This window comes from Mycobacterium sp. E1715 (assembly GCF_001667625.1).
Classification (GTDB): domain Bacteria; phylum Actinomycetota; class Actinomycetes; order Mycobacteriales; family Mycobacteriaceae; genus Mycobacterium.
Genome location: NZ_LZJJ01000281.1, coordinates 1 through 676 on the forward strand (window position 1 = coordinate 1; position 676 = coordinate 676).

General features: G+C 67.3%; 2 pseudogenes. Both read left to right on the forward strand.

Annotated elements, in window-relative coordinates:
* Positions 1 to 468 (forward strand): annotated as a pseudogene (locus tag A9X03_RS14330) (acetaldehyde dehydrogenase (acetylating)); the annotation flags it as partial.
* Positions 465 to 676: pseudogene (locus A9X03_RS14335) on the forward strand (4-hydroxy-2-oxovalerate aldolase); the annotation flags it as partial. The pseudogenes A9X03_RS14330 and A9X03_RS14335, both read left to right, overlap by 4 nt.

Consider the following 676-nt stretch of genomic DNA (forward strand, 5'->3'; position numbering starts at 1 on the left):
GCGTCGGTGGCGTCGGTCTCGGCCGGGCCGGGCACGCGGGCCAACATCGACGAGTTCACCAAGACCACCAGCAAGGGTGTCGAGACGATCGGCGGCGCCAAGCGGGGCAAGGCGATCATCATCCTCAACCCGGCCGACCCGCCGATGATCATGCGCGACACAATCTTCTGCGCGATCCCCGAGGACGCCGACCGCGACGCGATCGCGCAGTCCATCCACGACGTGGTGGCCGAGGTGGCGACCTACGTGCCCGGCTACCGGCTGCTCAACGAGCCGCAGTTCGACGAGCCGTCGCTGAACTCCGGTGGGCAGGCGGTGGTGACCACGTTCGTCGAGGTCGAGGGCGCCGGCGATTACCTGCCCCCGTACGCGGGCAACCTGGACATCATGACCGCCGCGGCCACCAAGGTCGGCGAGGAGATCGCGAAGGAATCCTTATCCGCGACGGCGCCGGGAGCGCAGGCATGAGCACACACGACATTTTCTTCAACCCGATCTGGGACGTACGGCTGACCGACACGTCGTTGCGGGACGGCTCGCACCACAAGCGCCACCAATTCACCAAAGAAGAGGTGGGTGCCATCGTGGCCGCCCTGGACACCGCGGGGGTGCCCGTCATCGAGGTCACCCACGGCGACGGGCTGGGCGGCTCCAGCTTCAACTACGGCTTCTCCAA